Raw genomic sequence first — 26665 nt, forward strand, 5'->3', positions numbered from 1 at the left:
GCTTTCACTCGTTGACGAGGCTGGTGCCGCCGGAGAACTGCGCCAGGCGGAAGACGACGAACTCGGCGGGCTTCACCGGGGCGATGCCCACCTCGCACACGACCTGGCCGGCGTCGATCGCCTCGGCCGGGTTGGTCTCGCGGTCGCACTTGACGTAGAACGCCTCGTCGGGGGTGAGCCCGAACAGGGCGCCCTTGCGCCACTCGTTGACCAGGAACGCGCTGATGGTGCGGCGGATGCGGGCCCACAGCGCGTCGTCGTTCGGCTCGAACACGACCCACTGGGTGCCGCTGAGGATCGACTCCTCCAGGTAGTTGAAGAGCCTGCGCACGTTCAGGTAGCGCCACGCCGGGTCGGACGAGAGGGTCCGCGCGCCCCACACCCGGATGCCCCGGCCGGGGAACGAGCGGACGCAGTTGACGCCGATGGGGTTGAGCAGCTCCTGCTCGTTCTTGGTGAGCTGCGTCTGGAGCGCCACCGCGCCGCGCACGACCTCGTTGGCCGGGGCCTTGTGCACGCCGCGACCGGCGTCGGTGCGCGCCCACACGCCCGCCATGTGGCCGCTCGGCGGGACGAACAGGTGGTCGTCGCTGGCGGCGTCGAAGACCTTGACCCACGGGTAGTACAGGGCCGCGTACTTCGAGTCGTAGCCCGCGACGTTCTGCCGCCAGTCGCGGACCTGCTGCGGGTTCAGCGCGGGCGGCGGGTCGAGGACGGCCATCCGGTCGCCCATCTGCTCGCAGTGGGCGATCATGGCCAGCTGCACGGCCTTCACGCCCTCCAGCGAGATCTGGTCCCGCTGGTAGGCGCTCATCAGGTCGGGCACCGCGACCATGGTGATCTCGTCGATGGCCTCCAGGCCGCCGAAGCCGGTGCGGTCGGCGACGTCGCCCACGTAGTCGTCGGCGGCGACCTTGCCGGGCACGGCGGTCGGCGCGGACTCCTCGGCGCGCAGCGCGACGGCGCCACGGTCGGCCTTGGCGGGCGGGTTCGCCAGCTCCTCGACGGTGATCAGGTTCGACTTCTCCCTGACCACGGTGACGACGTTCTCCTTGGTGCGCTTGGTCGTCACGTGGTGGGTCTCGACGACCTTGCCCGCGTCCTTGACCAGCAGGGTGAAGCGGTCCTCGGCGGGGTTCTCGCCCGCCGCGTCGGCGACCTCGACGGTGATGTCGCCCGCGCCGATCGCCTTGGCGGTGACCTTGTAGCCGCCGAGCACACCGGTCGCCCCGGAGGGCAGCGCGCCGTTGCTGGACGGGCCACCACCGGGGTTGGCCTCGTCGCGCTCACCGCCGATGCGGACGACGTAGCAGTTGCCGCCGCCGTTGAGGAAGTAGCCGTAGACGGCCTGGCCGAGGTAGGTGCCCTCGACGAAGTCGCCGAAGGTCTGCGCGTACTGGGCCCAGTTCGACACCAGCGTCGGGGTGTTGAACGGCCCGCGCCCGGCGAACCCGACGAAGGCGGCCACGGCGGTGCCGACGCCCTCGATGGGGCGGGCGCCCGCCTCCACCTCCTCGACGTACACCCCCGGCGAGAGATAGGTGGGCATCCGTTGCCTCCCAAGTCGTGCGGATAACCGGCTGTACTGGGGGAAATGCTGGTGCCACGGGGGGTTCGGTCGAAACGGCCTGGCGGCTGTGCCCGCGTGCGCGGATCACTGCCCAAAGGGGCGGCCGAGCGGCGGTCGACGTCCCCGGTCCCGCAGAAGTGCTTCCAGGGCAGCGCAAAGCGCGGGGCGCCGGGGGAGTTCCAGCTCTCCCCCGACGCCCCGCGACCGACCGATCCGCGGGCGGGCTACTCCTCGCCCTCCCCCTCGCCCTCCTCCGCCGAGCGCTGCACCGACGCCGCGCCCGGCACGTACGTCTGCGCCACGGGTTCCTCCGCCACGTCCTCGGCGGGCGCCTCCTCGACCCGCTGCACTGCTGGTTGCGCTGCGGACTCCACGGCGGGCTGCGCCATCAACCGGTCAGCGTTGGCGCTCGCCTCGCGCTCGAAGCGGTCGGACGGGTCGCTCAGCCGCACCCCTCCCCCGATGTCCGAGCCGTCCACCGGCCCGCTGCGCTGCTGCACCACGTGGGTCAGCTCGTGCGCCAGCACGTGCCGCCCGGCGGCCGAGCCGGGGTCGTAGCCGCCGCTCTGGAACACGATGTTCGAGCCCACCGTGTAGGCCTGCGCGTTCACCGCCTTGGCCGAGCTGTGCGCCGCGCCGTCGGTGTGCACCCGCACGTCCGCGAACGACGTGCCGAACCGGCCCTCCATGTCCGCGCGCACCCCGGCGTCCAGCGGCGCGCCACGCCCGGAGCCGACCACCTCGTGCACCGGCGACCCGGCCGGTTCCGCCGACTCCTCCAGCGCCGACGCCACCCCGGCGTTGCCCACCGCCCGCTGCAACCCGAGGATCCCGCCCGCCCCCAGCACCTCCGGCCGCCCGGCCGCGACCGCCCGGCCGAGCAGGGCGTGGTCCTCCCGCTCGGCCCGCTCCCCCTGCGGCCGGGCGCAGCCGTCGTCCTGCCCGTGGTCGTGCTCATGTCCGCGCACAGCGCCTCCTAGCGCTTTCCCCGGCCCCGCACCGAGCGGGCCCGCCGTCACTGCCCGAACGGGCGGACCAGCTCCAGGTAGCGCCCGAACTCGCGCTCCCCCACCAGCCTGCCCAGCTTGCGGTACTCGCGCGCCACCGCGCCGACCACCTCGCGCATCCCCACCACCCGGTCGCCCTCGGCCGCCAGGTACGCCGCCGTCACCGCCGCCGAGCGGATGTGCCCGCCCGCCAGCTCGAACGCGCCCGCCAGGAAGTCCAGGTCCAGCTCGGCCCTGGGGGCGTGCGGGCCGAGGCAGTGGTCCCACAGCGCGCGCCGCTGCTCCTGGTCGGGCAGCGGGAAGTCCACGACCACGTCGAGGCGCCGGGTGAACGCCTCGTCCAGGTTCGCCCGCAGGTTCGTGGCCAGCACGGCGATCCCGTCGAAGGTCTCCATGCGCTGCAGCAGGTACGCGGACTCGATGTTGGCGTACCGGTCGTGCGCGTCGCGGACCTCCGAGCGCTTGCCGAAGATCGCGTCGGCCTCGTCGAACAGCAGCACGCCGTTGACCCCGGACGCCTCGGTGAAGATCCGCTCCAGGTTCTTCTCGGTCTCGCCGACGTACTTGTCGACGACGGTGGCCAGGTTGACCGTGTACAGGTCAAGGCCCAGCGAGGCCGCGATCACCTCGGCCGACATGGTCTTGCCGGTGCCGGAGTCGCCCGCGAACAGCCCGGTCAGGCCACGTCCGCGCCCACCGCCCGGCCGCATCCGCCAGCGGTCGATCACCCGGTCCCGGTGCTCGGCGCGCGAGGCGAGCTCTTTGAGCTGGCCGACCACCGGGCCGGGCAGCACCAGGTCGTCCCAGGTGACCGCCGGTTCGATGCGCCGCGCCAACCGCTGCAGCCCGGCCGCGTTCTGGCTGCGGGCGCCCGCGCGCAGGTGCGCCACGGCGATGTCCTCGCCGTCGGCGAGCGCGGCCACCGACGCGGCCTCGGCGGCGCGCGCGATCTGGCCAGCGCCCAGCACGAAGTGCTCGGTGGCGGCGGCCGGGTCGACGCCGGGCGCGACCGGTCCGCGCAGCCCGGCGGCCCACAGCTCGGCGCGGGCGGCCACGGGCAGCGGGACGGCGTCGTGCAGCACGGGCGGATCGGCGCTCCAGCGCGGGTTCCAGGCGATCGGGCCGTGCACGGCCAGCGGCACGGCGGGGTGGCGCAGCGCGTCCAGCGCGGGCTCCTCGTCGACCGGTCCGAGGACGATCCCGGCCCCGCGCAGCACCGCCTCGCGCAGCACGGCGGCGCGCAGCACGGCCCGGTCCGGTTCGGCGGCGAGGCGTTCGGCGTCGACCTCCAGCACGGCGAACCCGGCTTCCCGCAGGGCGGCCGAGGCGACCTCGCGGCCACCGCCGCCCGGCCGCTCCCTCAAGTGCGCCAACCGGATCCCGGCGCGCAGGCCGCGCACCAGGCGGTCGGCGCCCGGCAGGTCGACGGCGGTGCGGGCCAGGTCGTCGGCCACGCGCGCGACCCCGGTGAGCGCCGGGTCGGGGCGGTCGTCGCCGAGCAGGTGGGCGACGACGCGGTCGGGCACGCGCAGCGACCTGGTCAGGAACGGGCGGTCGCGGTCCTCCACGACGAGCAGCCCGGCGGTGAGCAGCGGGGCGGCCGGGTCGAGGCGGGCGCGACCGGCCGAGGACGCCTCGGGCAGGCCGCACAGGCGCAGCGCGAGGCCGGTGGTGGCGCGGCGGCGGGTGACGTCGTCGTTGAGGTAGCCGTAGAACTGCTCGAACCTGCTGTCCACGTCCGGCGCGAGGGCGACGAGCAGCAGCTCGACGTCCACAGTGGACAGGTCGGCGGTGCGGGCGAGTCGGCCGAGGCGGCCGGGCGCGCCGGGCTCGTGGAACGGGGCGAACGCCTCGCGCGGACCGGTGAGCAGCGAGTCGATGGCCTCGTCGGACAGGTACAGGCCCCGGAACGGGTCGTCCGGGTTGGGGTCGGTGGCGCGGCGGGCGGCGACGGCGTCGCGGATGCGGCGCTCCAGCGCGGCCAGGCGGGTGAACAGGCCCGCCGTGTCGGTGGGACCGGCGGTGTCGGCGATCCCCTCGGCGCTGGTGGTGCTCACGCGACACCGTCGAGCGTGGTGTCGCCCAGGTCCACCCGGACGGTGCGGGCGGGCGGCGCGGCCGGGTAGGCGCGGCCGGTGTCGACGGGCGCGGACACCACGACGTCCAGCGACGGCTTCAGCTCGCCGCCGAGCGCGCTCCACACGTCGGCGAACGCGCGGTCCTCCGGCGGCGGGAGCGCGCAGGACATCGGCACCGGCAGCTCCAGCGCGGCGAGCGAGCCGGTGAGCAGGGTGGCGGGCACGGACTCGTGCTGGAGCAGGCCCACCAGCAGGTCGGACAGCAGGCGGTGCTCGTCCTCGGTGCGCTGCACCCACGCCGTGACGAGGTAGGACAGCTTGACGTGGCGCGGCGGCAGGCGTCGGGACACGACCTGGCCCCGGTCGTCGTAGGAGTTGAGCATCCCGCGCTGGCGACGGCGCAGGTCCTCGCGGATGTCGTAGAGGTAGACGTTGACCGTGGGCGCGTTGCGCCGCGCGGCCCAGTCCTTCGTCGGGGCCTCGAAGGCGACCTCGACGTCCGTGCCGCTCAGGGCGTGTTCCCTCACCAGGCGTCGGAGCGCCTCGTCCACCTCGTGGATCATCGCTCAACCATGCGCCGGGCGGGGGCGCGACGGGAGCGGCGGTGCGGCGGACCTTGGGGCAGGGCGCGCTGCCCGGAGGGACGACGACAGCTGCCCTCGCGGGCAGCGGGACGGGGGTGTTCGCGGAGGCCTTCGGAGGCACTCGCAGGGGTTTGACGGGAGCGCCTGCGGGGTGGTCCGGGAACGCGTTAGCTCAGGTGGCGCAAGGGATTGCCCTGATGCCGGGCTTCACCGGAAGACAGCCGCACTGTTATGTTGCAACTGTCGCAATACATAGCCCTATCGTGTCATTGCCGAGTGGAATCCGCCGGGTGAACATAGCGCCATGCCAGGAAACGCTTACACGTCGGTGAAGTCGCGCACGGTCGCGGGCGCTCTGCGGACCTACCGCGAGCAGCACGGGCTGAGCTGCGAGGACGTCGCGGGCGTGCTCGGGGTGTCCTCCAGCAAGATCAGCCGGATGGAGACCGGGAAGAGCGGCCTGCAGGTCGAGGACGTCTCCGCGCTGCTGGGGTACTACAAGGTTCCCGGCGCCAGGCGCAAGGAACTGCTGGACCTGATGCGGCGCGGCGAGGAGCTGGGCTGGTGGGAGCGGCAGGCCGGGCTGCCCAAGCTGTGGCGGGCGCTGATCGACTTCGAGAACAAGGCGGAGGCGGTCCACAACTACGAGTCGATGGTCGTGCCGGGATTGGTCCAGACCGCTGAGTACACGCGGGCGCTGATCCGGTCGCTGGACCCTGCGCTGCCGGAGCACGAGCTGGACGCGCTGGTGACCACGCGGATGGCGCGGCAGGCGGTGCTGAACCGGGCGAGCGCGCCGAGGTACCTGGCCGTGCTGCACGAGGCGGCGCTGCGCATCCGGGTCGGTGACGAGGGCGTGATGCGCAGGCAGCTGCGGCACCTGCTGGACGTGGCCGAGCGGCCGAACGCGGTGGTGCGGGTGACGCCGATGGGCGCGGGGGCGCACGTCGGCCTGTCGGGGGCGTTCACGCTGCTGGAGTTCGCGCACGAGCCCGCGGTGGTGTTCGTGGAGAACCAGTCGACGGGGCTGTTCCTGGACGGGGCGGTGGAGGTCGACGGGTACCGGCGGGCGTGGGAGCGGATCGTGGACGTGAGCCTGTCGCCTGCGGCGACGGTGGAACTGCTGGCGGAGCTGGTGGAGGAGCGGCCTTGACGGACCTCGGCGGTGGCGGCGCGGGCGGGCGTGGCGCGGGCGGGCGTGGCGCGGGCGGGCACGCGCGGTGGCGCAAGAGCAGCCGGAGCACGAACGTGGCGAACTGCGTGGAGCTGGCGGTGGCGGGGGCGGTGGCGGCGGTGCGCGACTCGAAGAACCCGGCGGGCGCGGTGCTGGTGTTCCCCCGGCTGCGGTGGGCGGCTTTCCTGGCGGGGTGGCGGTAGGGGCGGGTCACTTGACGCCGAGCTCGTTCGCTGCGGTGATGGCGCGCCTGAGGAGATCGGGGCGGACGTGGGCGATGGCTGACAGGTCGACCTGGCCGAGCACTTCCAGGAGGCCTGGGTAGTTCCGCTTCTTGGGGAACTCGTGCCCGGACTCGTGCAGCCGCAGCCAGGCATCAAGGAGCGCCACCTCGTAGGAGGCGGTGCTCCAGCTCCTCCAGACCTTGCCGAACACTTCCAGCAGCACCCGGTCGCCGACACCGCGTCCGATGCGGTCGCAGAACATCACCCGGAAGACACTGCTAGCGGCCAAGGGCGTGGTTGCCAGGTCTGCCAGCATCTGCGCGCTCATCATCAGGTGCCTGCGGAGGTTCTCCAGGACGGTCTCCGGGTACCTGTCGCTCCACCGCAGGTAGCGGTCCAGGTCCACGGGAAAGTTGTTGAGCTCGACCAGTGAGCGCACGTAGTCCACGTCGAACTGGGATTCGGTCAGCTTGTCCAAGCCGTACCGGAAGATGTTGCTGACCAGATCTGCGGTGAAGCAGGCCTCACGGGCGGCTTCGCGCAGGGAGATCGCCCCCTTGACCCAGTCGGCGGACTCCGTGAGAGGTCGCGCCTCCAGGTCGAAGGAGAGCAGCACCTCCTCTTGGCGCCACGCGACGCGCAGCGTTCCCACCGACCCGGTCCACTCCGCCTCGGTGAGCTGCGAGCGCCAGAAGGAGGTGAGCCGGTGCCAGTCCCCGACTCCGAAGGAGCGCTTGCCGAACACGGCGGAGAGCAACACCAGGTTGAGGCCGTAGACGGCATACCTGGCGGGTGCGGGTCGGCTCACCGGTTGGTACCCGGTTCGCTTTCTGGGGCGCTCTTCACCGCAGATCTCGAACAGCTTCTCCACCAGCAGGGCATGCTCGTCGCGCTTCAGGTCCGAGGCTGCGAGCTCCAAGAGGAAGTCGATGACGGATTTGCGCGTGGTAAGCGGGGTGAACGAGAGGAGTGCGTGGAGCTCATCGTCATCAGGCCGCTGGAAAGCAGCCCGACGCTTGCGGTTCGACTCGTACTCGTGCAACTCAGCCAGGAGGCTCCAGATGGACCTCGCCACCAGGTACTCGCCAAAAGTGGCGTGCAGGAACTCGTAAGCCCGCAACCGCTGCGCGTCCCTGGTGGCCTCCGCGAGCTGCACGAAGAAGAACCGCCCGAGAATCGCGCCACCGGGGCTGAGCGGCGTACGCATCCCAGGTCCGCGCGTTTGCTTCCGCTCCTCGAGCAAGGCCTGCATGTCGTCGTCCAGGTCCTTCTCGGTGACCCACTGGGTCCCGCGATGGAACATCGCGAAGGCGACCACGGACAACCGCTCGAGCTCGGCCTCGACATCCGTCTGGAAGCTGGCGTCAGCGCGCCCCAAGTCGCCCTTCCCCACCTCGCGTTGGACGAACCTGATAAGCAACCGCTCGTAGAGCCCGCCCTGGCCGATGTCGCCTTGGTCGCGCAGGGCGTTGTCGTCCGCGTCGTAGAGGGCGAGCATCAGCAGGAGCAGCGGCTGCACTGCGAGGTCGTGGTGCTTCAGCGCGGTCTGCGGGGCCAGCGGCGCCAGACCACGCCGCTCGAAGTAGCGGGCGTTCAACCGGCCCCACTTCTCCAACCACCGGACGACGTGCCGCTCGCTGAACGGGGCCAATCGCAGCACGTCGGCGCCTGCGGGGATGGCCATGCCGCCCGCGACGCCGATCCGGCTGGTCACCACCACCGCCACCGGGCACCCGCGCTCGGCGCAGTCGCGCTGGAAGCGCTGGACGTTCTCCAGGTAGTTGGTCTGGCTGACACCGGTGGCCTGGAGGTGCTCGTCGAAGCCGTCGAGCAGGACGACGAGCAGCGCGCCACCCGCGTTCGCGGCTTCGCCGTAGGAGAGGTTCTTGGCCACAGCGAGATCGTCGCACCGCAGCGGAGTCGACCTCCTCGTTTGAGGGTCACACGATTGGCTGAACATCAATTCCATCGTCCGTGGACGGGGGACCGCGCGCCGCAGGGTCGCCGAGGCCCCGAGCAGCGCGGGACCCGCACGTCCGGACAAGCCGCTGGGAACCGGAACGTTCACCCGCCGACCTTGTCCCGCCCCCGTCCGATTCCGTCACGATCACCGCTTCGGCCGCGCCGAGGCCGTCCGGGACGGTGCCGCGCGCAGCGTCACGGCGCGCCCCACCACCGAACCTCCCGCCCCCTCCTCCTCACCGGCCGTGGTGTAGACCGCCCACCGTCCGGGTATGCAGCGGTCCACAGCGACGAGGCGAAGGAGCGGGCGCCACATGGACGGGGTGGAGGTTCGCGTTTCCCTTGCCGCCCGACCCGCCAGCCTCCCCACGCTGCGGGCGATCGCCGCTCAGGTGGCGCGGGCCGCCGAGGCCACGCCCGAGCTCGCCGTCGACCTCGTCATCGCCGTCGACGAGGCCTGCTCCGCGCTGATCGCGCGCGCACGCGAACGAGCGACCCTCGCGTGCAGGTTCCACGCCGACGGCACCTCTGTTCGGTTCCGCGCACACGTCGGCACCTCGGCCGTCACCGTTCCCGGTCATGACTCGTTGTACTGGCGAGTCGTCAGTTCGGTGACCGACGCAGTCACCAGTTGGGTGGACGGTGACGGCCTTCTGCACGTCGAGTTGAGGTGTCGGGGATGAGTGCGGTGGTGGACTTCCAGCCGTTGTTCCGCGAGTTGGCCGAGGCGCAGTCGCGCGCCGAACGCCGCCAGGAGCTGCGGGACCAACTGGTGACGGAGTACTTGCCGATCGCCTGGCACATCGCCGACCGGTTCGCCGAACGGGGCGAATCGGTGGAGGACCTGCGGCAGGTGGCCGCGGTGGGTCTGATCAACGCGGTGGACCGGTTCGACGTGCAGCGCGGCATCGACTTCCTCGCGTTCGCCGTCCCGACCATCACCGGCGAGGTGCGCCGCCACCTGCGCGACCAGGGCTGGGCCGTCCGGGTGCCGCGCAGGCTCAAGGAGCTGTGCCTGGCCATCGACGCCGCCCGCGTGGAACTGGCGCGCGCCACCGGTCGCACGCCGACGCCGAGCGAGGTCGCCCGGCACCTGAACCTCTCGCTCGCCGAGGTCTACGAGGGGCTGCACGCCACCTCGGCCAACCACATGGTCTCGCTGGACGAGGTCGACTCCGACCACCGCCTCGGCGTCGACGACCCGGCCCTCGAAGTTGTCGAGCTGCACCACGCGCTTGATCCCATGCTTCGCGGGCTACCCAAGAGGGAGCGGAGGATCGTGCTGCTGCGGTTCTTCAAGAACATGACGCAGAGCCAGATCGCCGACTCGGTGGGCGTGTCGCAGATGCACGTGTCACGCCTGCTCAGCCGGTCGCTCGCCCGCCTGCGGGACCTGCTCGACGAACGCTGAAACGAGGTGGCCACCATGAAGAGGCTCGACTGGCCGCGCCGAGCGGCGCTGGCGCTCGGCGCCCTGCTGGTGCTGTGGGGCATCGCCGACCTGTTCGGGCTGGGCGGTGGTCCGATTCCGAGCGTGGTGCATGCGGCGGCCGGGCTGGCCGTCGGGCTGTCCGCGGCGAACCGGGACTCGCTGCGCCGCACCGGGATCGCGGTCGGACTGCTGCACCTGGTGGCGTTCGCGCTCGGCGTCGAGGGCACGGGCGGCGCGTTCGACGCCGGCCCGGTCGGGAACTCGCTGAACCTGGTGGCGGGTCTGGGTTGCGTGGCGCTGGCCGTGGCGGGCGCGTGGAGCCAGCGGCGCGACGCCGCCGAGCGGGGCGAGGACGGGTCGGAGGAGGGCGGCGGGCTGTCGTTGGACAACCGCAGCCGCCGGGGGTCCCGGCACGCCCGGCGGTCGCTGCGCGCGCGCCGCGTCCGCCCCAAGTCCCCCGCGCACCTCTGACGTCGCCTGATCCAGGGACGCGCGGGCGGATTGCCGCTCCGCGCCTACGGGTACCACAACCAGGACCGGTTCGAGCGGGAGGTAGAGAGCGATGCACACGGCTTCCCTGCGCGGCGTGGTCCGCGCGCGCGGCCCGTTCGTCTCGGTGTACTTCGACGCGGGCCACCACCCGGAGCTGCGCTGGCAGACCATGTGCGACCGGCTGGAGGCCGACGGCGCGGACCGGACCCTCCTGGACGCGCTGGAGGACGCGGTGCTGGCCCGCCCGTCGCAGCCGGGCATGGCGGGCCGGGCGCTGATCGCCGCCGAGGGCCAGGTGGTGCTGGACCGGCACCTGCCGGTCCCGCCCGCGCGGACCGTGGAGCGGCGCGGCGACCTGCCGTACCTGCTGCCGCTGGTGGACCTGTCCGAACCGCTGGTGCCGCACGTGGTGGTGCAGGTGGACGACCGGGGCGCGGACCTGCGCGGCGTCGACACGTCCGGCCGCCCGGTCGCGGTGGCCACGGTCGGCGCCCGCTCCTCCGGCCCGGTGCCGGAGCTGGACGTGCTGGAGCTGGACGACGTGGCGCACGAGGCCGCGTCGCTGGTGGACCGGCTGCGCGCGGAGCTGCTGGTGCTGGCGGGCCCGATGGCCGCGCGCCGGGCGCTGCGCGTCGCGCTGCCCAACCGCTACCACCGCCTGGTGGTGGAGATGGAGGGCCCGGCGGACCCGGCGGTGCACCACCTGGCGGGCCGGGCGAACCGCAACGAGCGCCGCGCCGCCGTGGTGCGCTTCCGCGAGGAGTCGACGCGGGTGGGCGGCCGAGCGCTGCAAGGGCTGGACGAGGTGATCGTGGCGCTGGAGCGGGGCGCGGTCGGGACGCTGCTGCTGACCGACCCGCTGGTGGGCGACCGGTTCGCGCCGGAGGGCCGGGCGGACGAGGTGCTGCCCGCGCTGGCGGTCGAGCACGACGTGGAGGTGGTCCTGGTCGGCGACGCGCTGCGGTTGACCGAGGACGTGGGCGCGCTGCTGAAGTAGCCCGGTTCCCCTCCTGGGCCGCCCCGAATCCCGCTGTGGCGACGCCCACAGCCGCAGGCGGCCCCTCCCGACGACCACAACCCGCCCACCTGCGCGAATCCCGCCCCACCACGGCCCTACTGCTCCGAACGGCCCAGCGCCCGCTACCGCACCCGCGTTCACCCGCGGAGGCGAACACCGAAGGTGGTGGTTGAGCGCGGGTCGGAATGGGTAGAGAGCGCCCATGACGCAGCCGTGGACCGTCGGGGTCGAGCAGGAGTTCCTGCTCGTCGACCCGCAGACGCGACGTCCGGTCCCCCTGGCCGAGGCGGTCGCCGACCGCGCGGGCGCGTCGTTCGACGTGCAGCGCGAGCTGACCCCGTTCCAGATCGAGGTGGCCACCCCGGTGTGCCACTCGTCCGCCGAGCTCGCCGAGCAGGTCCTCGCGGGCCGCAGGCACCTGGCGAAGGCCGCCCGCGCCGCGGGTGGCGCCCTCATGGCGTCGGCCGTGCCGCCGCTGGGCATGACCGGGCCGCCCTCGATCACCGAGGACGCCCGGTACCTGAGGATGCAGTACACCCACCGGAAGATGCTGGCCGGGCAGGGCGTGTGCGGGATGCACGTGCACGTCGGGGTGCCGGACCGGGAGACCGCGATCCGCGCGTCGAACGCCCTGCGCCCGTGGCTGCCCTCGCTGCTGGCGCTGAGCGCGAACTCGCCCGTCGACGAGGGCCAGGACACCGGCTACTCCAGCTGGCGCTCGATCGTCTGGTCGCGCTGGCCGGTGGGCGGTCCGCCGCCGCAGCTCACCAGCGCGGGGCACTACGACGCGCTGGTCGACGCGCTGGTGGCGACCGAGGTCGTGCTGGACCCGGCGATGGTCTACTGGGACGTCCGGCCGTCGACGCACGTGCCGACGGTGGAGATCCGGGTCGCCGACATCCCGCTGACCGCCAAGGACGCCGTGGTCATCGCCGAGCTGGTGCGGGCGTTCGTGCGCACCGCCGCCGACAGCGCCCCGACCGAGCCGGTCAACGACGTGCTGCTGCGCGCCGCCTACTGGCGGGCCGCGCGCGACGGGGCCGACGGCCTCGGCATCGACCCGCGCACCGGGGCGCTGGTCCCGGCGGGCGAGCTGCTGGCCGAGCTCCTGGCCTACGGTGAGGACGCGCTGCGCGACGCCGGGGCGCAGGACCTGGTGCGCGGGCACCTGGCCGCCGTGGCGGAGCACGGCGGTGGCGCCGCCAAGCAGCGCAGGGCTTTCCTGAACGGCGAGGCGGACCCCGCCGACGTGGTCGACCTGGTGCTGGCGGAGACCACCGCCGACATCGCTTGATCGTGCGAGGAACACGGCGCCGCGAGTGCGGCGCCCTGATGAGAGGAGATCGGCGTGCCTGAACCCGCGACGCTCGCTTCGGTGCGGGTCGAGGAGCCCGAGGACGGTGTGGTGGTGCTGCACGTGTCCGGCGAGCTGGACACCACCAGCGCGGACGAGCTGGCCAGACCCCTCAAGGCCCACCTGGGCGGGGGTGCGCGCTCCGTGGTCGTCGACCTGGGCGGGGTGCGGTTCCTGGGGTCGGCGGGCTTGGAGTCGCTGGTGATGGGCCGCAAGCTCGCCGAGGAGCAGGGGGTGGAGCTGTCGCTGGTGGCGTCGAGCCGCTCGGCGCTGCGCCCGCTGCAGGCGACCGGCCTCGACTCGGTGTTCACCATCAAGCCCAGCGTGGAGGAGGCACTCGCGCGCGGGTGACGCGCGAGCGCCAGCCCCGGAGGGACCGTCAGCGCCTTCCGGGGATTCGCCCTGCGGTGGTGAGAGGCCGCAGGGCGACCACCGGCAAGCGCTTGCCCCAGCGTTGTGGAGAGCGCTTTCCGGCAGCCACGGGAAGTGGGGCGCCGGGCTGGGGCTAGTACCCCCGCCGCACCGTGCGGATCGCGCACCGGACCGCGCCGAGCGGGGGCAGCGCGCGACCGCGCGGGGCCACCACCCAGCGGGACGACCCGGCGGGCACGCTGCCGGGTCCGGTCCAGCACCGCGCGCCGGGCGGGAGCACGTACCGGACCGGTTCGGCGTCCGGCTCGGCCAGGAACAACCAGCGCAGCCCGCTGCGCCGCACGGCCAGGATCGGCCCGAGCAGCCTGGCCACCGTCAGCTGGTGGCTCACCTCGGCCGCCCACCCGGCGGGCAGGTCCACCGCCACCGCGCCGCCCGCCAGGAGCAGTTCCCCGTCCGCCACGTGCCACTCGCGCATGGGCCGAAGAGTGGCCGGGACTCGTTGCGGGAATGTGTCCTGGCGCACCTTGCGGCGTTAAACCTCCGCGTGGGCGGGTGACGTTCCCCGGACGACCCGGCGACCCGGCGACCGGGTGACCCGGCAGGCGGGCCGCGCGGCTCAGGCCCCGGTGGTCGAGCCCGGCCGGACGATCATCAGCACCGTGACGACCGCCCAGAGCAGGTTGAACAGCCCGGTGCGCATGGCCAACCGCGCGGTGACCGAGCGCTCGGCGGGCGGCCCGTCCGCCGCGACCGACACCACGAGCTCCCCCTGCCTCGGCAGCACCTGGAGCACCAGCACCCCGGCGGCGAGCGCGGTGAGGACGATGGACGTGATGAGCCAGGCGTCCCCGAGCACCCCGAGGCTGCCGGCGGTGAACATGCCGAACAGCGGCACCGCGATGCCGAGCGCCGCGTAGGCCTTGCAGATCCGGTTGAGCAGCTTCAGCTCCCCCGCCTTCCCGGCGCGGGCGGCGGGCGGGAACATGCTGGCGGCCACGGTCACCGGGCCGATGGCCACGATCGCGGTGATCACGTGCACCGCGAGCAGGAACTTGGTCACCGCGCGGTCCAGGTGGTGCCGCGCCGCTCGTGGTGGAAGAGCCGCTCGGCGGCCAGCGCCGCGTCCGGGCCGAGGAACCGGTCGAGCAGGTGCAGCCCGAGGTCGAGCCCGGACGTGACGCCGCCCGCCGTCACCAGGTCACCGTCGTCGGCCACCCGCGCCGCGACGGCCCGCGCCCCGAGCCCGCCGAGCAGCTCCAGCGCGTTGGAGTTGGTGGTGGCGGTGCGCCCGGCGAGCAGCCCGGCCAGCCCGAGCAGCACGGACCCGCCGCACACCGTGGCCACGACGACCCCGTCGCGCCCGACGGCGGTGGCGAGCGCGCCCGCGAGCGGGGTGGCCAGCGCCGCGCCGAACACCCGGCGGACGTCGTCCTCGGTGAGCGCGACCGCGCCGGGCACCACGACCAGGTCGGCGCGCTCGGCGTCGACGGCCGCGACGGCCCGCAGGGAGATCCCCGGCACCCCGCTGGGCACCAGCCGCTCCCCCTCGGCCGAGGCGAACTCGACGGTGAACGCGGTCTCCGCGCCCAGGGCGGCACTGGCCCCGAGCACCTCGTAGGGGGCGATGACGTCGAGCGGGTCGAAGCCGTCGAACAGGACGAACTGGGCGTGCATCTGGGTTCCTTCCACCTCGGATCGCCCAGAACGCTAGGGGCGTGATCCACCTCCCGGAACTGGCGGGAAAGCCACGTTCCGCCTGATTCCCGCCATAAGCTGGCCGGGTGCGCACCGTGGCCGTGCTGGCGCTGGACGACGTGATCCCGTTCGACCTCTCGACCCCGCTGGAGGTGTTCTCCCGCACCGCCCTGCCGGACGGCTCCCCCGCCTACCGGGTGGTGGTGTGCGGCGAGCGCGCGGAGGTCGGGGCCGGGCTGTTCTCGGTGCGCGTCACGGCGGGGCTGGAGGCGCTGGCCGAGGCGGACACGATCATCGTGCCGGGCACCGGGCAGCCGCACGTGCGCCCGTCCGAGCGGGTGCTGGACGCGCTGCGCGAGGCGGCCGGGCGGGGCGCGGTGCTGGCCTCGATCTGCTCGGGCGCGTTCGCGCTGGCCGCGACCGGACTGCTCGACGGCCGCAGGGCCACCACGCACTGGATCGCCACCGACCTGTTCCGCGAGCTGTTCCCGGCGGTCGAGCTGGACCCGGACGTGCTGTACGTGGACAACGGGGACCTGCTCACCTCGGCGGGCGCGGCGGCGGGGCTGGACCTGTGCCTGCACCTGGTGCGCCGCGACCACGGCTCGGAGACCGCCGCGCACGCCGCCCGGCTGTCCGTGGTGCCGCTGGAGCGGGAGGGCGGGCAGGCGCAGTTCATCCCGTCCACGCACCCGGTCGCCCCGGAGGGCTCGGAGCTGGAGCCGCTGCTGGCCTGGCTGGACGAGAACTGCGCGCGCGAGCTGACCGTGGACGACATCGCCGCCCGCGCCGCCATGAGCACCCGCACGCTGAACCGGCGCTTCCGCGCGCAGACCGGCACGACCCCGCTGCGCTGGCTGCACGTGCGGCGGGTGCGGTTGGCGCAGCGGCTGCTGGAGGCGACCGGGCGACCGGTGGACCTGATCGCCAGCCAGGTCGGGTTCGGCTCGCCGACCGCGTTCCGGGACCGGTTCAAGCGGGTGGTCGGCACCAGCCCGCAGGCGTACCGGGCGGCGTTCCGGGGGTAGCGGGGCCGGTCTTCCCCCGAACCGCCGCTCGGGTGAGACTGAACGGGTGACACCGGCCCCCCGACCAGCGGTGTCGATCTTCGGGGGCGGGGGGCGCTCGGGCCAGTCGGGAGAAAACCGGCTGAGCCACGACACAGGGCCGCTGTGCAGCGGTTTGTGGTCTCGCACTGCTGCGCAGCGCGGGAACCCCGCGCGCCCCTGCGGCGTCGGTGTGGTGGGGGACCGATCGGAGCCGGGGGAGAGCATGTCCGCTGAGGTGTTCGGGCCGTACCGCGTCGAGGGGCTGCTCGGGCGCGGCGGCATGGGCGAGGTGCACCGCGCCTACGACACCGCGCACGACCGGGTGGTGGCGCTCAAGCGGCTGTCGGCGGTGTACCACTCGGACGCCGAGTTCCGGGCGCGGTTCCGGCGGGAGTCGCAGGTCGCGGCCCGGTTGCGGGAGCCGCACGTGATCCCGATCCACGCCTACGGCGAGATCGACGGCACGCTGTACCTGGACATGCGGCTGGTCGAGGGCGAGGACCTGTCGGACGTGCTGGAGCGCGGGCCGGTCGAGCCCGAGCGGGCGGTGCGGATCGTGCGGCAGGCCGCGAGCGCGCTGGACGCCGCGCACGCCGACGGGCTGGTGCACCGGGACGTGAAGCCGTCCAACATCCTGCTGTCGGCCGGTGACTTCGTGTACCTGGTCGACTTCGGCATCGCCCGCAGCGCGGTCGGGGACAGCACGCACATCACCGCGTCCGGCGAGGTGCTGGGAACGCTGGACTACATGGCGCCCGAGCGGTTCAGCGGGACCGACGTGGGCGGCGCGGTGGACGTGTACGCGCTGGCCGGGGTGCTGTTCGCCTGCCTGACCGGGCGCAGGCCGTTCGCCGCCGAGGGCACCGCCGCGCAGATCTGGGCGCACATGCAGCAGGAGCCGCCCCGGCCGTCGCAGGAGCGGGCCGGGGTGCCGCAGGCGCTGGACGCGGTGATCGCGCGCGGCATGGCCAAGGACCCGGCCGCCCGGTACCCGACCGCGACCGCGCTGGCCGAGGCCGCGGCGGCGGCGCTGGACGGGACGGCGGTGGTGCCGACCGGGACGCGGGTGCTCCAGCAGACCGGGCCGCAGGCGGGGGCGCAGCCGGGGCCGTCCTCGCAGCCGGTCCCGGCGCAGGCGCCGCCGGGCCAGGGGCAGCAGCCGCCCGCGCGGACCGCGCAGCAGCACCCGCCGGTCCCGACCGCGCCGAACACCCGGCCGGGGCAGCACGGCCCGTTCTCCGGTCCGCGGCAGGCGCCCTTCTCCGGACCGCAGCGGTTCCCGCTCTCCGGTCCGCAGCCGAACTGGGGCCACCCGCCCGCGCCCGCCTCGACGCGGTCCGCGCGGCTCGCGGTGCTCGGCGCGGCGCTGGTGGTGCTGGTGGCGGCGGGCGCGATCGGCGCGGCGACCTGGCCGTGGGGGAAGAAGGCGGAGACCGGTCAGGGCGGCGGCACGAGCAGCGCCGCGACCACGACCTCCGCCACCACCGGCACGACCACCGGGACCACGAGCACCACCCCCCGCACCGCCTCCGCCGAGGACCGGCGGACGCTGGCCGAGCGGCTGCCGAAGATCTACCGGCTGTCGTCCTCGTGCGCGGACGGCGACGTGGGCGGCACCGGCGCGGTGGCCGCGTCGACCTGCGGCGCGCCGAGCATGGACACGGCGGGCATGACCCCGCCGACCAGCGCCGACTTCCTGCTGTTCGCCGACCGGGCCGCGCAGGACAAGCACTTCCAGGACCTGGTCAAGGCCGAGGGCATCCCGCGTGACGACACGCAGGGCGGCTGCCGCCCCACCTCGCAGAAGACGCACTACTCGACCTACTGGCGCCAGGTCACCGGGGTGACCGAGGGCGACTTCACCACCTGCTTCGTCAAGGACGGCAGCGGTCAGGTGTGGTGGGTGGACACCGAGACGCTGACGACCGGCGTGCTGCGGTCCACCACCGCCACCACCCCGGACGAGCTGGAGGCCCTGGACACCTGGTGGAACATGTGGGTGCTGTCCCAGGACCGCTAGCCGCGCTCCTGCCCGATGTCCTCGAACCACAGCTCAGGCCAGGCCGCGATGAACGCGGTCATCAGCCCGGCGCACTCCGCGTCGTCCACGAGCACGATCTCCACGCCGTGCTCGGCGAGCCAGTCGTGGCCGCCGCTGAACGTGCGGGCCTCGCCGATCACCACCCGCGAGATGCCGAACTGACGCACCAGCCCCGAGCAGTACCAGCAGGGCGACAGGGTGGTCACCATGGTGGCGCCCCGGTAGCCGGGCCTCCGCCCCGCCGCGCGGAAGGCGGCGGTCTCGGCGTGCGTGGAGGCGTCGTCGTCCTGCACGCGCCGGTTGTGGCCCCTGCCCCACAGCTCCCCGTCCGGGCCGAACAGCGCGGCGCCGATCGGGATGCCGCCCTCGGCGAGCCCGGCGCGCGCCTCGGCCACCGCGACGGAGAGCAGGTCGGCGGCGCTGTTCACGGGTGCGTGGTCCACGCGCTCGAACCTAGCGCCGCGCGGGCTCCGGGGCACGGGTCCGATCGGCTCCCCCGGTTCAGGGCTCGGCCCGCTCGAGCCGCCACAGCCCGGCGGTGTCCAGCACGACCGGGGTCGGGTGCACGTCCAGCGGGGACGCGGCGGGACCCACCCGGCGGTTGTTGCGCAGGGCGATGAGCACCGTGCCGTTGTCCACCGGCGTGACCCGCCAGGACAGCGGGGACCAGGTGGTGGCGACCTCGCTGCCCGCCTCGGGCCGCCCGAGCACGTTGAGGTGGCGGTCGGTTCCCGGCACGCTGAACGCGCAGGTGGCGTCCGGGAAGCACTCCACCCACCACACCTGGCTGCCCGGCGCGCCCTCCGCGTCGAGCACGACCCTGCCGTCCGGCCCGTCCAGGGCGGTGAGCAGGGCTTCCGGGCCGTCGTCGTCCCGGACCTGCGCGACCGTGAAGCGGCCCCCGCCCGGTCCGGGGGTCGAGGCGTCCTGGCTGGCGGAGGCGGTGGGCGCGGTGGTCAGCGCCACCAGCGCGGCGGCGATCAGCGCCGCTGTCCGTCGGATGTCCATGCCGTCCGGTGTGCCACAGGTCGGGTGGGCGCCACACCCCCTTTCACCCGTTGGTGCAGCAACTTCCGCCCCCGACGAACCCCGGCCGAGTCCGCTGTGGACGCGCCCGTAAAGTCCACAGTGGACCGATCACGCGCCGAAGCACAGGAACCCCGCCCCCGCCGCGAACTCCAGGTCACCGCGCTCGGCGTGCGCGGCCTGGGCCCGCGCCAGCGCGGTCGCCGGTGGCAGCCCGTCGCGCAGCCCCCGGTGCAGCTCGACGACCAGCGGCGCGGTCTCCTCGGCGGGCACCGGCACGACCGGCGCGACCAGCGCCCCGGTGCCCGCGCCGAGCAGCGCGGCGGTGAACCCGAGCAGCTCGTCGCCCGGCCGCACCGCCGACAGGCCCGAGTCGCAGGCCGAGAGCACCACCCGCGCGGGCGGTGCGGCGAGCCGCTGCAGGTCGTAGCCGGTGAGCGGGCCGTCCGCGAGCTCCAGCGCGGAGAACAGCGGGTTGTCCGCGCGGAAGGTGCCGTGCGCGGCCACGTGCGCGAGCGGCGCGCCGTCGATGGCCGCCGCGACCGCGTCGACCGTCGCCCCCTCCCCCGCCAGCACCAGCGCGTCGCCGGTCAGCTCGGCCACCGCGTCGACCTCGCCGCGCGCGGCGGGTAGCCGGGGCCCGGCGGCGAGCACGGCCCGGCCGGGCGCGGGGGCGCCCGCGGTCGCCGCGCGCAGCCACACGGCGGCGGAGGGCGTGACGACGGTGGAGCGGCCGAGCAGTCCGGGCAGCGCGGCCCAGGGCAGGCCGCCGAGCGCGCCGGTGGGCGCCAGCACCAGGTCGCGGCCGTCGACGCGCCGTTCGAGGGGGTCGAGCAACCGCTTGCGCAGCCGCGCTGCGGCGTGGTCGACGCCCGCCCGGCCGCCGGAGCGGTCGACCCGCGCGGGCAGCGTGACCAGCCGGTGCAGCCCGAACCGCAGCAGCCGCACCTCGCGGGCCGCGTCGTCCAGCGCGCCCAGCCGGTGCAGCGAGGCGCGACCGCCCGCGACCACCACGGCCAGCAGGTCGCCCTCCGAGCCGATGTACTCCACCAGCGCGGCGTCCCCGAGCGCGTCGGCCAGCTCCGGCACGGTCGGCGGGCGCAGCAGCCGCCCGCCGCCACCGCCGCGCCGGGTCAGCTCGCGCACTCGCTGCTCACCGCGCGCCTGCCGCTGCCGCAGCGCGCCTGCGGGCCGCCCCTCCAGCAGGGCGCGCTCCAGGTCGGCGGTGACCGCGCGCAGCTCGGTGAGCGCGTCGGCGAGGCCGGTGTCCTCGGGCGGCCGGGCCGGGGTCATCCGCAGCGCGCCCGCCCGCCAGCTCTCCGCCCACGCCAGCACCTGCCGCGCCCCGGCGCCGCCGGTCAGCGCCAGCCGCAGCCCGGCGCGGGCCAGGTCCTGCCCGTGCGCCCCGGACAGCGCGCGCAGCTCGCCCGCGCCCAGCGACAACCGGTGCTCGTCCAGCAGCGCCAGCCCGCGCCGCAGCGCCACCGCCGCGCCGCGCCGGTCGTCGGCCAGCTCGCGCCGCAGCGCCTCGGCGTACCAGCCGCGCGCCCGCGCCTGCGCGGGGCCGGAGCGGCGGGCCGGTGCGGCGCGGGCCAGCTCGGCGGCGGCGCGGCGGGTGTCGCCGAGGTCGCGGGCGATCAGCGCCGCGTCCACCCGCGCCTCCAGCCCGGCGACCCGCCAGCCCAGCGCGTCGAGCCGGTCGGCGATGCGGGCCATCGCGGTCAGCAGCGCCCGGTCGCGCCTGCCGCCGAGGTAGCCGGCGCGCAGGCCCACGTGCCGGGCGGAGGCCTCCCACACGTCGCGGCCCTGGCGGCGGAACTCGTGCCCGACCCGGTCGGCGACCTCGGCGGCGGTGTCCGCGTCGCCCTCCAGCAGGGCGACGCGGGCCCGGTAGAACTCGGCCTCGGCCCGGCCCAGCGCGAACTCCGGGTGGTCGGCGAACCCGGCGATGGCCCGGTCGGCCTCGGCGCGGGCCTCCTCCAGCAGCGGCACCGACACCAGCAGTTCGAGGCGGTTGACCAGCAGCATCGGCCGGGGCACGGCGAGGCGGCGGTACTCCTGCTCGGCGTCGGCGAACGCGGTGAGCGCGCCCGGCACGTCCCCGGCGCGCTGCGCGGAGATCCCGGCGTTCCACCGCACGTCGGCCACGGCCAGCTCCTGGCCCAGCTCGCGGTACAGGGCGGCGGCCCGGTCGAAGTCCTCGTCGGCGGCGCGCAGGCCACCGGTGTAGGCGCGCAGCAGGCCCCGGTTGTTGCGGGCGCGGGCCTCGCCGAGGTGATCGCCGGTGCGGGTCGCGGCGTCGATGGCCGCGTCGTAGTCGCGCAGCGCCTCGTCGTAGCGGCACAGGAAGTGCAGGACGGTGCCGCGCTGCATGACCGCGATGTCCGCGTCGCCGCCGGTCAGCCGGGGCAGCGCCTGCTCGACCGCCCGCAGCGCCTGGGCGTGCCTGCCGGTGCTGGACAGCGCGAACGCCAGGCTGAGCCTGGACAGCGCGGTGAGCCGGTCGGACCCGGCGGCCCCGGCGAGGCGCACCGAGCGGCGCAGGTGCCGCAGCGCGCCGGGGAAGTCGTGCAGCTCGCGCAGGGACAGGCCGATCGCGCGCTCGGCCACCGACGCCTCGGCCAGGTCGCCGGACGCCCTGGCGGCGTCCAGCGCCGCGCGCCCGAGACCGATGGCCGCGCGCGGGTCCCGCTGCCGCGCTTCCAGGGCCGCCGAAGCGGAAACCACCGACACGCGCTCCACCTTATTACTGGGGGCCCTGTGGTAGCTTGCCTGAGTTCGCACCTCCGCCACTTCCGCTGCGAGGTCGAGTTGTCCGCGAAAGCGTCTGCGGCACCGGACCGGTCCGCGCTGTACACCGCCGCGTTCGACGAGGTGATCCGCGCGAACAAGGACGTCGCGCTGCACCCGGAGAAGGGCCGCGAGTTCCTCTACCGGCCAGGACAGCTGCTGACGATTCCCGAGGACGCCACTCGGGTGATCGAGAAACTGCGCCGCAGCGGGTTCGCCGTGGAACGGGGCCGCGAATTCGCGGGAATGGTCCGGCTGCTGCTGAAGAACAATTCCCGCGACATCCCCGCAATAGTGCGGCTGCTGCGGGACCCCGCCACGTGGCCGGGTGAGCGGACCCCGTTCACCCAACCGCACCACGTGTCCGTCGGGCACGGCGGCAACATGCACGGCCACCCCGGCGGACCGCCGCGCGTGGCGGCCCCGCTGCCCGACCCGGACCCCGCCGACGGGCGCGGCCGGGGCGTGGTGGTGGCGGTGCTGGACACCGGCATGTCGGCGACGGCGGGGGCGGACCACCCGGCGTGGCTGGCGGGCGGTTTCACGCCGCGCGCCGACGAGGTGGACGCGGCGTACGCGCACAGCGACGTGTTCGCGCTGGAGGGCGGGCACGGCACGTTCGTGGCCGGAGTGGTGCGGCAGGCCGCGCCGTCGGCGCGGATCGACCCGGAGCGGGCGCTGCTGCCCTCCGGGCTCGGCGACGAGGAGATGTTCGCGGCGGCGCTGGCCTCGTTCGACGAGCGGCCGGTGCACGTGGTGAGCGCGTCGCTGGGCTGCTCGACGCAGGACGACGTGGCCTCGGAGCCGATGCGGCGGGCGCTCGCGGCGCTGCCGCAGGACGTGGTCGTGGTGGCCTCGGCGGGCAACCAGGGCACCACCCGCCCGTCGTGGCCCGCAGCGCTGCCCGGCGTGGTCGGGGTGGCCGCGATCGCCGAGGAGCGGGACGGGACGCGCTCCCCCGCCTGCTACAGCAACCACGGGCACTGGGTGGACGCCTGCGCGGTGGGCAACCGGACCTCCACCTACCTGAGGGGCAGGTGGGCGCTGCCGGGCGACCCGGCCGTCGAGGTGTTCGACCGGTGGGCGTACTGGCTGGGCACCTCGTTCGCGGCCCCGCACGTGTCCGGGCGGATCGCGGCGACCATGACGCAGCTCGGGCTCACGGCGGTCCAGGCGCGCGGCCACCTGCTGACCGGGTCGGAGTTCTTCCCCGGTTACGGGGTCGCCGTCGCCTGAGGGCGGGGCGCTTGCTCCTTTCAGGTGGCTTTCCCGCATGGCAGGTCCCTTCCGGACCCGTTCGCGTTGTATCCACGTCGGGGTTGCCCACTCCGTGGGGTATGGCGGAGCGCGTGGTGGGCCGGAACGGGTGGCGGCCGAACAGGAGGAGGGGACGTGACCCCTGCACGCCCGGTCGCGGCGCTGGTGGGCGCGGCGGCGGAAGGCGACCGCGGCGCCTGGGACCAGATCGTCGAGCGGTACACGCCGCTGGTGTTCTCCGTGGTGAGCAGGCACCGGTTGCGCCCGGCGGACGGGGCGGACGTCAACCAGGTGGTGTGGTTGCGCCTGGTGGAGCAGATCGGGCGGCTGCGCGACCCGGCGGCGCTGCCCGGCTGGATCGTCACGACCGCCAGGAACGAGTGCCTGCGGGTGCTGCGCGCGCAGCAGCGGCTGCTGCCGTTCGACCCGGCCGACGAGGAGAGCGCCGTGGCCGACGGCGAGGACCTGGACGCGCGGCTGGTGGACGCGGAGCGGTTGCAGGCGCTGCGGGACGGGTTCGGGGCGCTGCCCGAGCAGTGCAGGCGGCTGCTGGCCAGGCTGCTGGCGGACCCGCCGCCGAGCTACGCGGCGCTCGGGGCGGAGCTGGGGGTGCCGGTGGGCAGCGTCGGGCCGACCAGGTTGCGCTGCCTGGAGAAGCTGCGCAGGACCGAGGCGGTGGCGCGGTTGTTGTCGGGGGGATCGGTGGAGGACCCGGTGGGAGGTGCGCTCGGTGTGGGCAAGCGATGAGCGGTTGTTGGCGGATCTGGGGCGCGCGCTGGCCGAGGCGCCCGCCGTGCCCGAGGAGTACCTGGTCGCCGGGCGGGCGGCGTTCGAGTGGCGGGACGTGGACGCCGAGCTGCTGCTGGTGACCGGCTACGACTCGCTGCTGGACGGCGAGCTGGCGGGCAGGGCGCGCGGCGGGCTGGCGACCAGGCAGCTGGTGTTCGACGCGGACGGGCGGTCCGTGCAGGTGGAGGTGGACCCCGCCGGGGTGACCGGGCAGGTGCTGCCGCCCGCGACCGGCCGGGTGGAGCTGGAGTCGGCGGCCGGGGTGGTGGAGTCGGTGGAGCTGGACGAGCTGGGCTACTTCCTGCTCGGGCCGCTCCCGCGCGGCGCGGCCCGGTTGCGGGTGGGCGGGGTCGCGGTCACCGAGTGGTTCCTGGGCTAGGTCGGGCGTTCTCCCGGTCGGGCGGCGCGGCGGTTCGGCGTTGACGCAGAGTCGCCGCGCCCCGGCCTGCCCCTTTGCCCCCGTGGGCGATCGGCACGCCCCCTACGTGCTTTTTCCGTTGCCGCACCTCGGATGTCCCCCGATCAGCCGATAGCCCCACCCAGTAGGGTTGGCCACTGTGCGTAGAAGTGGTCCGAGAGGCACGTGGTGGCGCTGATTAACCGCTCCGGGTGTGACCGATCAGTGCGAGTTGGCCGCGTGGCGTGAACCGCAACGACGCGGGAACAGTCCTCGTCCCGGTACTTGACGGGGAATATGCACCCTACGGAATGATGTGCGGATCTGATCTCCGGGTGGAGAGCCACACATGAGCCAACCCTCAAGGCCCGTCCCCCTGACGGGCGCCGCACCTCGGGCGGGCGCGCCCTCGGTGGGCGAGGTCGCCGAGCGCTGGACCGGCGAGCTGGTCCGCACCGCCTACAGCCCCATCGCCCGCGCGAAGGTGCGCCGCAAGCTCGTCCAGCACGTCGGGCTGCTCGACGAGCTGCTCGCCTCGCCCGACCTGCCCGCCGCCGAGGCGGTCGCGGTCGGCGAGTGGCTGGTGACCGCGCGGTTCACCGGCGACGCCAGCCTGGGCAGCTCCCTGGAGGTGCTCGGCCGCGCGCTGGCCGAGCGCGCCCCCGACTCGCCGGAGCGGGTCGCCGAGCTGCTGGGCGCCGTCGCGGGCGGGTACGCGTCCCGGTTGCGCCTGCAGGTGTTCGGCGAGCACGAGGAGGTCAGGGCCTCCCTGCTGGCCGCGCTGGAGCGCGTCCGGGTCGAGCTGCACGACAGCGAGGCCCGGTTCCGGCAGGTCTTCGCGCACTCCGCCGCCGGGATCGCGGTGTTCGACGCGGACGGCGAGCTGCTGGAGAGCAACGCCGCGCTGACCGGGATGCTCGGCCCCGACTTCGGCGGGCAGGACCTGAGCGGGCTGCGCGGCGAGTGGGCGGCGATGGCCGTGCGCGGCGAGGACGTCTCGCACGTCGAGCAGATGTTCCTGGACCCCAACGGCGATCCGCTGTGGACGAACGTGGCGCTGTCCGTCGTGGCGGGCGAGGACGGCGGCCCGCGCTACCACCTGGCGGTGGTGGAGGACGTCACCGAGCAGCGGATGCTGCGCGAGTACCTGCGCCACCAGGCGCTGCACGACGTGCTGACCGGGCTGCCGAACCGGCAGAGCTTCCTGCCCAAGCTGGAGGAGGTGCTGGGGCGGCCGGGCTCGATCACGCTGTGCTACCTGGACGTGGACAGCGTCGCGATCGTCAACGACGGCCTCGGCTACGAGTACGGCGACGAGCTGCTCAAGGTCGTCGCGGGGCGGCTCACGTCCGTGGTGGAGGGGCAGCGGGCGACCGTGGCCAGGATCGGCGGCGACGAGTTCGTCGTGCTGGTCGAGGACGGCCCCGGCACGCCCAGCATCTCCGAGCTGGCCGCGATGATCGACGGCGCGCTCGCCGAACCGGTGCGGCTGGCCGGGCACGCGGTCGGCGTGTCGGCGGGCATGGGCTTCGTGCGCACGGCCGCGCGCGGGCTCGACGCGATGGCGCTGCTGCGGCAGGCGCACAGCACGCTGCGCCGCGCCGAGACCGGCGGCAAGGGCCAGTGGGGCATCTACGACGCCGGGCACGACGAGAAGGAGCGGTCGCGGCTGGCGCTGATCGCCGCCATGCCGGGCGCGCTGGAGACCGGCGAGATCGCGATCGACTACCGGGACGTGCGCGACCGGGGCGGCGAGCGGGTCGCGCTGGCGGCCGGGCTGCGCTGGGAGCACGACGGCGTCACCGTCGGGCACGACGACTGCCTGCGCTACGCGGACGAGCTGGGCCTGGCCGGGGCGCTGGCCGAGTGGCTGCTGGACGAGGCCTGCTCGTTCGCGTCGCTGGAGGCGCTGCCGGTGCTGGTGCGGCTGTCCGCCGACCAGTCCCGCGACCCGGACCTGAGCGGCCTGGTGGGCGGCGCGGTGCGCGGCTGGGCGCTGGCCGAGGGCCAGCTGTGGCTGAGCCTGGACTCGGCGGCGGCCGGGCTGGGCGAGGAGGTCGAGGACAACCTGGCCGTGCTGGCCGACATGGGCGTGCGGCGGCTGCTGCACGGGTTCACCCTCGGCCAGGGCGAGCTGGCGCTGCTGGAGCGGCAGCGCCTGCACGGCGTGGAACCGGCGGGCGCCCCGGACGGCTCGGAGCTGGCCCGCAGGGCGCGGGAGGCGCTGCTGCCGATGGTGCGCGGCGCGGGGGCGCTGGTGGTGTCCGGGCGCGCGGACGACGACGCCGACCTCGTGGTGGGCTGAGCACCCCGGAGACGCCGGACCCCCGGCTCCCCCGCCGCGCAGGCGG

25 protein-coding genes are annotated in these 26665 nt (G+C 74.6%); 14 read left to right on the top strand and 11 right to left on the bottom strand.

The genetic code is table 11. From position 1 onward, the window contains the following. Window positions 1-4: 4 nt before the first annotated feature. From LV78_RS32075 to LV78_RS32090, 4 genes are all read right to left on the bottom strand, one after another. Window positions 5-1549: a phage tail sheath family protein gene (locus LV78_RS32075; protein ID WP_253849768.1), complete on the bottom strand. Its 1545-nt coding sequence runs from the start codon at window positions 1547-1549 to the stop codon at window positions 5-7. A gap of 245 nt (window positions 1550-1794) precedes the next feature. Next, window positions 1795-2538, bottom strand: a complete 744-nt coding sequence (locus LV78_RS32080; protein WP_253849769.1) for an eCIS core domain-containing protein — start codon at window positions 2536-2538, stop codon at window positions 1795-1797. Window positions 2539-2585: 47 nt separating this feature from the next. Further along, on the bottom strand, window positions 2586-4634 hold the full coding sequence (locus LV78_RS32085; protein WP_253849770.1) for an ATP-binding protein: 2049 nt from the start codon (window positions 4632-4634) through the stop codon (window positions 2586-2588). Beyond that, complete coding sequence (locus LV78_RS32090; RefSeq protein WP_253849771.1) at window positions 4631-5218, bottom strand: Pvc16 family protein; 588 nt, start codon at window positions 5216-5218, stop codon at window positions 4631-4633. Before LV78_RS32090 ends, LV78_RS32085 begins: the two co-directional genes overlap by 4 nt. A 325-nt stretch (window positions 5219-5543) precedes the next feature. Between LV78_RS32090 and LV78_RS32095 the strand changes: the two genes are divergently transcribed. After that, window positions 5544-6392, top strand: coding sequence for a helix-turn-helix domain-containing protein (locus LV78_RS32095; RefSeq protein WP_253849772.1), 849 nt, complete (start codon window positions 5544-5546; stop codon window positions 6390-6392). Beyond that, window positions 6389-6616: a DUF397 domain-containing protein gene (locus LV78_RS41185; RefSeq protein ID WP_301307732.1), complete on the top strand. Its 228-nt coding sequence runs from the start codon at window positions 6389-6391 to the stop codon at window positions 6614-6616. The genes LV78_RS32095 and LV78_RS41185 overlap by 4 nt, the downstream gene beginning before the upstream one ends. A gap of 7 nt (window positions 6617-6623) precedes the next feature. On the opposite strand, the gene LV78_RS32105 is transcribed toward LV78_RS41185, so the two are convergent. Beyond that, complete coding sequence (locus tag LV78_RS32105) at window positions 6624-8531, bottom strand: NACHT domain-containing protein (protein ID WP_253849773.1); 1908 nt, start codon at window positions 8529-8531, stop codon at window positions 6624-6626. Window positions 8532-8913: 382 nt separating this feature from the next. On the opposite strand from LV78_RS32105, the gene LV78_RS32110 reads away from it, so the two are divergent. From LV78_RS32110 to LV78_RS32135, 6 genes are all read left to right on the top strand, one after another. Further along, complete coding sequence (locus LV78_RS32110; protein WP_253849774.1) at window positions 8914-9282, top strand: ATP-binding protein; 369 nt, start codon at window positions 8914-8916, stop codon at window positions 9280-9282. After that, window positions 9279-10010 (top strand): SigB/SigF/SigG family RNA polymerase sigma factor, encoded by a 732-nt coding sequence (locus LV78_RS32115; RefSeq protein WP_253849775.1) that lies wholly within the window; start codon window positions 9279-9281, stop codon window positions 10008-10010. The genes LV78_RS32110 and LV78_RS32115 overlap by 4 nt, the downstream gene beginning before the upstream one ends. Window positions 10011-10025: 15 nt before the next feature. Continuing rightward, a complete protein-coding gene (locus LV78_RS32120) occupies window positions 10026-10502 on the top strand; it encodes a hypothetical protein (RefSeq protein WP_253849776.1) in 477 nt (158 codons plus the stop codon). Between the two features lie 91 nt (window positions 10503-10593). Beyond that, window positions 10594-11520 carry a baeRF2 domain-containing protein gene (locus LV78_RS32125; protein ID WP_253849777.1) on the top strand — a complete coding sequence of 309 codons (927 nt, stop codon included), beginning with the start codon at window positions 10594-10596 and terminating at the stop codon, window positions 11518-11520. 223 nt (window positions 11521-11743) lie between these two features. Next, window positions 11744-12835 (top strand): carboxylate-amine ligase, encoded by a 1092-nt coding sequence (locus LV78_RS32130; RefSeq protein ID WP_253849778.1) that lies wholly within the window; start codon window positions 11744-11746, stop codon window positions 12833-12835. Window positions 12836-12889: 54 nt separating this feature from the next. Then, on the top strand, window positions 12890-13246 hold the full coding sequence (locus LV78_RS32135) for an STAS domain-containing protein (RefSeq protein WP_253849779.1): 357 nt from the start codon (window positions 12890-12892) through the stop codon (window positions 13244-13246). Between the two features lie 154 nt (window positions 13247-13400). Here the strand turns inward: LV78_RS32135 and LV78_RS32140 are convergent, their stop codons facing one another. The 3 genes from LV78_RS32140 to LV78_RS32150 all read right to left on the bottom strand — a co-directional run bounded on the left by LV78_RS32140 (window position 13401) and on the right by LV78_RS32150 (window position 14944). Then, on the bottom strand, window positions 13401-13745 hold the full coding sequence (locus tag LV78_RS32140; protein WP_253849780.1) for a hypothetical protein: 345 nt from the start codon (window positions 13743-13745) through the stop codon (window positions 13401-13403). Between the two features lie 141 nt (window positions 13746-13886). After that, window positions 13887-14330, bottom strand: a complete 444-nt coding sequence (locus LV78_RS32145) for a hypothetical protein (RefSeq protein ID WP_253849781.1) — start codon at window positions 14328-14330, stop codon at window positions 13887-13889. Further along, window positions 14327-14944, bottom strand: coding sequence for a DJ-1/PfpI family protein (locus LV78_RS32150; protein ID WP_253849782.1), 618 nt, complete (start codon window positions 14942-14944; stop codon window positions 14327-14329). The genes LV78_RS32145 and LV78_RS32150 overlap by 4 nt, the downstream gene beginning before the upstream one ends. 107 nt (window positions 14945-15051) lie before the next feature. Here LV78_RS32150 and LV78_RS32155 point away from each other — a divergent pair, with 107 nt between their 5' ends. Together LV78_RS32155 and LV78_RS32160 are read left to right on the top strand one after the other, a co-directional pair. After that, the gene (locus tag LV78_RS32155) at window positions 15052-15993 is read left to right on the top strand and encodes a GlxA family transcriptional regulator (protein WP_253849783.1); all 942 of its coding nucleotides are present in this window, start codon (window positions 15052-15054) and stop codon (window positions 15991-15993) included. A gap of 244 nt (window positions 15994-16237) precedes the next feature. Beyond that, window positions 16238-18034 (top strand): serine/threonine-protein kinase, encoded by a 1797-nt coding sequence (locus LV78_RS32160; RefSeq protein WP_253849784.1) that lies wholly within the window; start codon window positions 16238-16240, stop codon window positions 18032-18034. On the opposite strand, the gene LV78_RS32165 is transcribed toward LV78_RS32160, so the two are convergent. From LV78_RS32165 to LV78_RS32175, 3 genes are all read right to left on the bottom strand, one after another. Beyond that, complete coding sequence (locus LV78_RS32165; protein ID WP_253849785.1) at window positions 18031-18498, bottom strand: nucleoside deaminase; 468 nt, start codon at window positions 18496-18498, stop codon at window positions 18031-18033. The genes LV78_RS32160 and LV78_RS32165 overlap by 4 nt on opposite strands. Before the next feature lie 58 nt (window positions 18499-18556). Next, a complete protein-coding gene (locus LV78_RS32170) occupies window positions 18557-19063 on the bottom strand; it encodes a hypothetical protein (RefSeq protein ID WP_253849786.1) in 507 nt (168 codons plus the stop codon). A 129-nt stretch (window positions 19064-19192) separates the two neighbouring features. Beyond that, window positions 19193-21814 (bottom strand): CHAT domain-containing protein, encoded by a 2622-nt coding sequence (locus LV78_RS32175; protein ID WP_253849787.1) that lies wholly within the window; start codon window positions 21812-21814, stop codon window positions 19193-19195. Between the two features lie 78 nt (window positions 21815-21892). Between LV78_RS32175 and LV78_RS32180 the strand changes: the two genes are divergently transcribed. From LV78_RS32180 to LV78_RS32195, 4 genes are all read left to right on the top strand, one after another. Beyond that, on the top strand, window positions 21893-23107 hold the full coding sequence (locus LV78_RS32180) for a S8 family peptidase (RefSeq protein ID WP_253849788.1): 1215 nt from the start codon (window positions 21893-21895) through the stop codon (window positions 23105-23107). A 156-nt stretch (window positions 23108-23263) separates the two neighbouring features. Then, on the top strand, window positions 23264-23875 hold the full coding sequence (locus LV78_RS32185) for an RNA polymerase sigma factor (RefSeq protein WP_253849789.1): 612 nt from the start codon (window positions 23264-23266) through the stop codon (window positions 23873-23875). After that, complete coding sequence (locus LV78_RS32190) at window positions 23859-24296, top strand: hypothetical protein (protein WP_253849790.1); 438 nt, start codon at window positions 23859-23861, stop codon at window positions 24294-24296. Before LV78_RS32185 ends, LV78_RS32190 begins: the two co-directional genes overlap by 17 nt. Before the next feature lie 367 nt (window positions 24297-24663). Next, entirely contained in the window at window positions 24664-26619 is a 1956-nt protein-coding gene (locus LV78_RS32195) for a diguanylate cyclase domain-containing protein (RefSeq protein WP_253849791.1), read from the top strand. Window positions 26620-26665: the final 46 nt, after the last annotated feature.

The organism is Actinosynnema pretiosum (assembly GCF_024171695.1).
GTDB lineage: Bacteria > Actinomycetota > Actinomycetes > Mycobacteriales > Pseudonocardiaceae > Actinosynnema > Actinosynnema pretiosum.